The organism is Saccharopolyspora hirsuta (assembly GCF_008630535.1).
GTDB classification, from domain to species: Bacteria; Actinomycetota; Actinomycetes; order Mycobacteriales; family Pseudonocardiaceae; genus Saccharopolyspora; species Saccharopolyspora hirsuta.
In genome coordinates this window covers 1-4,208 of the sequence record NZ_VWPH01000031.1, presented here as the reverse complement: position 1 = coordinate 4,208, position 4,208 = coordinate 1, and the positions used below count along the sequence as shown (strand labels likewise).

The window sequence follows — 4,208 nt, the reverse complement described above, 5'->3', positions numbered from 1 at the left end:
CCTCGCCCTCGCCCGCCGCCGCGTCGACGTGCTCTGGGCACTCATCCGCGACCACCGCACCTGGCAGCCCACGATGCCATCGATCGCCGCCCAAGCGGCTTGACAACATCATTGAGACTCCCTTCGCCGAAAGACTGGTATCCCTACGTACTGAAACACGGATTGATCACCGTGCGGTCACCAACCGATCGTGTTTGCACGCGGCTGTGCGCCACCAACCTCCGTCGACAGCCGCACAACTGGCAAGGGAGCAACCAGATGCGACACGATCGCAAGATCCGGCTGACCACCGCGCTCGGCGCGGGTGCGCTGGCCGCGGCGATGATCGCCGCACCGGCCGCCGCGGCCCAGCCCACCGGGGAGATCCGCCCCAGCGCCGCCCCGGTCGCCGACAGCTACATCGTGGTGCTGAAGGACGACGTCGCGAGCGCGTCCGCGACCCGCAGCGCCGCGGCCCGCCTCGCCGACACCTACGGCGGCACCGTGACCGCGACCTACACGTCGACGATCCGCGGCTTCGCCGTGCGGCTCGACGAGGCCGCGGCCGAACGGCTGGCCGCCGACAAGTCGGTCGCGTACGTGGAGCAGGACGGCATCGCCCGGATCAGCGGCACCCAGCAGAACGCCACCTGGGGCCTGGACCGGATCGACCAGCAGCGGCTGCCGCTGGACAACAGCTACACGTACCCGAACACCGGTTCCGGGGCGACCGCCTACGTCCTGGACACCGGCGTGGACAAGAGCCACCCCGAGTTCGGGGGACGGGTCAGCGACGGCCGCGACTTCATCGACAACGACGGCGACGCCTCCGACTGCCAGGGGCACGGCACCCACGTGGCGGGCACCATCGGCTCGAAGACCTGGGGCGTGGCCAAGGAGGTCGAGCTGGTCAGCGTGCGCGTGCTCGACTGCCAGGGCTCCGGCCAGTACTCGCAGATCATCGCCGGTGTCGACTGGGTGGCCCGCAACGCGGCCCGGCCCGCGGTGGCGAACATGAGCCTCGGGGGCCCTTCCAACGGATCGCTCGACAGTGCGGTGCAGCGGGCGATCCAATCCGGGATCACCTTCGCGGTGGCGTCGGGGAACGACAACACCAACGCCTGCAACACCTCCCCGGCCCGGGTTCCCTCGGCGATCACGGTGAACGCCACGGACAGCCGGGACAGCAGGTCCACGTTCTCGAACTACGGCAGCTGCACGGACATCTTCGCGCCCGGCACCAACATCACCTCGACCACCAACGGCGGCGGATCGGGTGCCATGAGCGGGACGTCGATGGCCACCCCGCACGTGGCGGGGGCGAGCGCGCTGTACCTGACGGCGAACCCGTCGGCCACCCCGGACCAGGTCGCCCGAGCCCTGGTGAGCGGCGGAACCCAGAACGCGGTGAACAACCCAGGAGCCGGATCGACGAACAGCCTGCTGTACGTCGGCTTCATCGACTCGGCTCAGCGGTGAGCTACTGACGGAGGACGGGCCGTCCGGTTCCACCGCGCCAGAACCCGACGGCCCGGATTCCGCTGAGAGCCCCACCCCGCACGATGGGCAGGCACCCCGAAGCCTGCCCATCACCGCTTCCGCCCGAGCAGTCCGCAGTTTCAACTGAAACTGCGATTCCACTGTAGACCCAGCGGGATGCGGGCGAGGCTCCGGACTGGCGCGGGGAGCGGATTTCCACCGGTTCTCCGCACGGGAGTCGGGGTCAGCCGAGCCGGACGACCGCTCGGGCCTTGGCCAGCACCTCGACGTCGCCGCAGGTGGCCGTCAGGTCCACGGCGACCTGCCGGCCCGGCAGCTTCTCCGCCACCCGACCGGCGACCAGGACCTCCACACCGGTGTCGTCGTCGGGCACCACCACGGGTTTGGCGAAGCGGACGCCGTACTCCACCACCGCACCGGGATCGCCCACCCAGTCCGTCACCAGGCGGGCCGCCTCGGCCATGGTGAGCATGCCGTGCGCGATCACGTTCGGCAGTCCCGCCTGCCGGGCGATCCGCTCGTTCCAGTGGATCACGTTGAAGTCCCCGGAGGCCCCGCAGTACTTCACCAGCGTCAGCCGCTGGATCGGGTACCGCTCCAGACCGATCTCGGTGCCGACGGCCACCTCGTCGTAGCGCATCCTCACTCCTCCGCCCCGGCCGCGGTCCCCCGCGACACGATCACGTTGACCGCGGTGCACACCAGTTCGCCGCCCGCGTCGCGGATCTCGGTCTCCACCCGCACCAGCTCGTTGCGCCCGGCGTCGCGGATCTCCGCGATCCGCCCGGTCGCGGTCAGCACGTCACCGGCGCGGATCGGCCGCTCGTAGCGGAACTTCTGCTCGCCGTGCACCACCAGCCGCATGTTCAACCCGAACTCGGGCCGCCGGATCGGGTTGCTCTCCGCAGCGGCCCCGGCGGCCACGATCCCGAAGGTGGGCGGCGCGATCACGTCCGGATGCCCCAGCGCCCGCGCGGCTTCCGCGCTGCGGTACGCGGGGTTCGGATCCCCGATCGCCTCGGCGAACTCGCGGATCTTGCCCCGCGTCACCTCGTAAGCCTCGCCCGCGCTGAACTCGTACCCCACGAACTCCCTGTTGATCGGCACACCTCTCCCCTCACTCGATCACTACTGATTTAGCCTGGTCAGGTGCCGTGAGTACTTTGTGGGGCTATAGCGCCAGAAAACACTCACGGGCCTTGAACTGGCCGAATGCCCAGTCCCGAAGGCATCGCAGCTGCGCGGCCAGAGGCAGGTCACTTCAGAGCCCGGCCAGCTCAAGCGGCCCTCAAAGGCGTTCGATGATGGTGACGTTGGCCGTGCCACCGCCTTCGCACATCGTCTGCAGGCCGTAGCGACCGCCGGTGCGTTCCAGTTCGGACAGCAGGGTAGTCATCAGCTTCGCACCCGTCGCACCCAGCGGGTGGCCGAGCGCGATCGCTCCGCCGTTGGGGTTGACCCGGGCCGGGTCGACGTCGATCTCCTTCAACCAGGCCAGAACCACGCTGGCGAACGCCTCGTTGATCTCCACCACGTCGATGTCCGACGCGCTCAGCCCCGTCTTGGCCAACGCGTGCTTGGTCGCCGGAATCGGTGCGGACAGCATGAAAACCGGGTCGTCGCCGCGCACGCACATGTGGTGCACGCGAGCCCTCGGGCGCAGCCCGTGCTCGGCGACCGCCTGCTCCGAAGCGATCAGCAACGCCGCCGCGCCGTCGGAGATCTGGCTCGCCACCCCAGCGGTGAGCCGACCGCCCTCGCGCAGCAGCTTGAGCCCTTCCAGCTTCTCCTTGCTGGTGTCGCGCCGCGGTCCCTCGTCGTGCTCGACGCCCGCGATCGGCGCCAGCTCACCGGCGAAGTGGCCGGAGTCGATCGCGGTCACCGCGCGGCGGTGGCTGGTCAGCGCGAACTCCTCCATGTCGTCGCGGGAGATCTGCCACTTCTCGGCCATCAGCTCCGCACCGCGGAACTGCGTGACCTCCTCGTCACCGTAGCGCTCCTGCCACCCGGTGGAACCGGAGTTCGGCCCGTAGGCCACCGGGAACCCGAGCTCGGCCGCGCCCCGCAGCGCGCTGCCGATCGGGATCGCGCTCATGTTCTGCACGCCGCCGGCGATCACCAGCTCGGAGGTGCCGCTGAGCACCGCCTGCGCGGCGAAGTGCACCGCCTGCTGCGACGAACCGCACTGCCGGTCGACGGTCACCCCGGGCACGTGCTCGGGGAACCCGGCCGCCAGCCAACCGGTCCGTCCGATGTTCCCGGCCTGCGCGCCGACCGCGTCGACGCACCCCCACACCACGTCGTCCACGGCTGCCGGGTCGATCCCGGTGCGCGCCACCAGGCTGCGCAGCACGTGCGCGGAGAGGTCCGCCGGATGGATCCCGCTGAGCCCGCCACCGCGCTTGCCCACCGGGGTCCGCACGGCATCGATGATGTACGCCTCGGCCATGACCGTCCTCTCCGCCGCCCGGCCGATCCGCCCGGAACCCCCGGCAGCGCAACCTGATCCACGAGTACCCGCGAGTCTAACGAAACAAGCAAGCGTTTGGTAGACGCACGAGGACCGACCCGCGACCGCAGGGCCCCGAACAGCACGGTGCCGCGATTTCCATTGAGCCTTTTTCATCCTGATTTTTGCTGGTCAGGGTGGAGGGGCTTGGGTGTGAGTGAAGCTCCTGGTAGATGGATCGTCGACCAAGATCAACCCAGGACTGCCAGGAGCTTCGGGT

The 4,208-nt window shown here is 69.7% G+C and carries 4 protein-coding genes; 1 reads left to right on the top strand and 3 read right to left on the bottom strand.

The features are described 5' to 3' along the window. The first annotated feature begins 258 nt into the window (after positions 1–258). Positions 259–1,458 carry a S8 family peptidase gene (locus F1721_RS34160; protein WP_150070994.1) on the top strand — a complete coding sequence of 400 codons (1,200 nt, stop codon included), beginning with the start codon at positions 259–261 and terminating at the stop codon, positions 1,456–1,458. 244 nt (positions 1,459–1,702) lie between these two features. On the opposite strand, the gene F1721_RS34155 is transcribed toward F1721_RS34160, so the two are convergent. The 3 genes from F1721_RS34155 to F1721_RS34145 form a co-directional block, all read right to left on the bottom strand. After that, positions 1,703–2,119 (bottom strand): MaoC family dehydratase, encoded by a 417-nt coding sequence (locus F1721_RS34155; protein WP_150070993.1) that lies wholly within the window; start codon positions 2,117–2,119, stop codon positions 1,703–1,705. 2 nt (positions 2,120–2,121) lie between these two features. After that, positions 2,122–2,586 (bottom strand): MaoC family dehydratase N-terminal domain-containing protein, encoded by a 465-nt coding sequence (locus F1721_RS34150; protein WP_150070992.1) that lies wholly within the window; start codon positions 2,584–2,586, stop codon positions 2,122–2,124. A 181-nt stretch (positions 2,587–2,767) separates the two neighbouring features. Further along, positions 2,768–3,928 (bottom strand): acetyl-CoA C-acetyltransferase, encoded by a 1,161-nt coding sequence (locus F1721_RS34145; RefSeq protein ID WP_150070991.1) that lies wholly within the window; start codon positions 3,926–3,928, stop codon positions 2,768–2,770. Between the last annotated feature and the right edge of the window lie 280 nt (positions 3,929–4,208).